Genomic DNA, 2,585 nt, shown 5'->3' with positions numbered 1-2,585 from the left:
GACGCGACACATCCAAAGGCTCTCTCAGCATTAAACTCAAGCGAGCTGGATGGGACGAGGCATTCTTATGCAGCGTTCTCAATGGGCTGTAAGAGGCATGATGCCAAACGCGATTGCCCTGCTTTGCCTCAGGGCAATCGCGTTTGGAAATCTGAGAGACGAGAGGGTGAGCTGAAGAAGAACTTCTCGGGTCTCTCGTCGAATTCGTGGTGAGGTTTTGATGATTTTCGATCTTGATGCGACGAAATAAACCCAAACGCGATTCCCCTGTGCTTTGCCTATCGACAGACTAAAAGCCTTACCCCATAAATGAGATTGGTATGGAAACATGTGGGCAGTTTAATGGAATTTTTAGTCAGTGCAGGACGGTTACTCCCAGTAACGGTTGTGGGTGCAATCATATTGTTCATTCTAAGGTAAGTGATCGAAGGAACTCGCCGAAAGCGGTCCAATTTGCGAAAGCGAACGGCAATACGCCGTCTCATCGCAGACGAAATAGAACGTAACAATTGGACAATCAAGTCGATGCGGCACATGATTGAAACAATTGAACTTGCAATTGAAAACCCTGAAACCTCACTCGAAATCCGTTCTGGGGTTCGTGGCGAATTGTACCTACGACACAATAAAGACGGCGAAGCGTATTCCCAATCGCCTTTTGGAAAAGTTCACAACGATGCACTAAGCGCAAATCTGCTTTCGCTTGCCGAAATTGATCAACCAGTTTTTGACGAGGCACTGGAAGTTTCTGACGCTTTGAAGGAGTTAGACCATGTGTTGCACTCCATGGTGACACATATTGGTGGAGATTTCGAATATACCTTTCTCGAAGGTCTTGTCGAATTTGCTACCGATGAAATTGCAGATTGCGAAAAGACACTTTCGGAATTCTATGAGAGAATTACGGGGCAAGCACTGAAAGAGCATCGTTTACGCTAAATCGTGTGGTGAGCGTCCGCTTTCTTCGGGTTGCCCACTTTGGTTCGCGCGCGGCAGCGAAAGTCCTGTTTCCGCCCTTCCTGCCACAAAATGCATGTTGCAGAATTGGTGAATAGCCGGACAAAAGCACGTCAAGTTGGAGAGAAAACTGGGGAAAACCATTTGCTCACAGATCAATGCTGCCTCCCACAGGTTTCGTGTGGTGCAAGCGCCCACCGTTTTCTGCTGTCCGAACAGTCAGATCAAATGGCCAGAATACCGGCACTTGCGAAACCTAACAAAACAAGGGGTTTTGCAGTTTTGGGCCTTTTAGGCTGGTAAAAACAGGCATAAGTCGGCCAAATGGGCAACTTATGCTGGGTTTCACAATCAACACCTGCCGTGAGTCTGGGCTACTGCATTTGGAAAACCCGCACCAAGAGCAGGTCATGCACCCCTCAATTATTCCGACCATCCTCTGACGGACAGATACCAAACCCTCAGCCAAAATGGCTTTCGCATTCCGTTCAGAGGCAGTATCTCGCAAAGCGTGTTGAATCCGCTCCCCCTCCGTCCCGCACCGAACCATCGGGAAACGATCCCGTCATTTCTATCTCGGATCGCCGCAATGAACGGGGTGGGCGCTGCTGACTTTGCGTTGGATATGGGATTTTCGCTTAAGAGAATAATCAATTTGGAAGAAGTTGCTGTGCGCAGCCTTGCCGCATGTGGCGGACTGACTGACGGTCAGGTCGATGAACTCATTTCCTGGACGGGAAGGGGCGGCGGCGATGTTCGGATGGTGTTTCGAGGTGAAGAGTTTGGCTCTCGTGCCCTCAGGAACCCAATCATCCGAGGCTGTCCTGTTTGTTTGCGCGAGGATACTGAAGTTGATCGTGACCGCCCGCTCATTCAAATGACGATGCGTGGGGACTGGCAAATGCGCGAAATCAACCTCTGCGTCGAACATCGCCATCCCTTATTGCAGCTTTGGAATCATATCCTCCCGACCGATAGATATGATCTGTCATCTCGCTTCGCCGAAATCCTAGACGACGTCATGGAAGGTCGCTTAGATCAACCATTCATTCAGCCATCGCCTTATGATTTTTGGCTCGACACCCGTCTTCAGACCGGAGCTGACAATACCTGGCTGGCTGATCACACGCTTTATGCGGCAACAACATTTTGTACGCTTCTGGGTACAGAGCTTTTGCGGTTGGAAACTGTGTCTCATTTGGACAAAGGTGCTCCGCTTCGGCGCGCACGAACTTTGGGCTTTGGTGTTGCAAGCCAAGGAGAGGTGGCGATCCTGAAGGCGTTGAGCGAGCTTGCTACCCTTGCAGACAGTTCCAGCGCAGGGCCGCAAAAGGCGTTTGGTCGTTTATTCGTAGACTTCAGTCAAGCACATCTGGACAAGGCTGACTTCACCCCATTTCGGAAAATTCTGCGGGACAGTATCGTCGACATCTGGCCAGTTTCTGCCGGAGAAACCGTTCTTGGGATTGTCCAACCTGAAAGGCAACTGCACTCAATTCTGACTGCCTCACGAGAGACAGGGATTGGGCAGGAACTACTTGAACGATTTCTAACCGACATTCCCCAAGTGGCCTGCCATCTGACGCGAAGATCGCCTGATCAGGCCTGCGGATCAAGTATCTTTTACC

General features: G+C 50.2%; 2 protein-coding genes. Both read left to right on the top strand.

Features of this window, described 5'->3' with window-relative positions; translation table 11 throughout:
• The first annotated feature begins 534 nt into the window (after positions 1-534).
• On the top strand, positions 535-939 hold the full coding sequence (locus LC354_RS27370; protein ID WP_223429090.1) for a hypothetical protein: 405 nt from the start codon (positions 535-537) through the stop codon (positions 937-939).
• A gap of 529 nt (positions 940-1,468) precedes the next feature.
• Positions 1,469-2,585 (top strand): TniQ family protein (locus tag LC354_RS27365; RefSeq protein WP_223429089.1); only part of this gene is annotated, 1,117 nt, incomplete at its 3' end.

The sequence above is a fragment of the Tateyamaria pelophila genome, from assembly GCF_019966495.1.
Taxonomy (GTDB): domain Bacteria; phylum Pseudomonadota; class Alphaproteobacteria; order Rhodobacterales; family Rhodobacteraceae; genus Tateyamaria; species Tateyamaria pelophila.
This window is presented reverse-complemented; position numbering and strand designations above follow the sequence as displayed.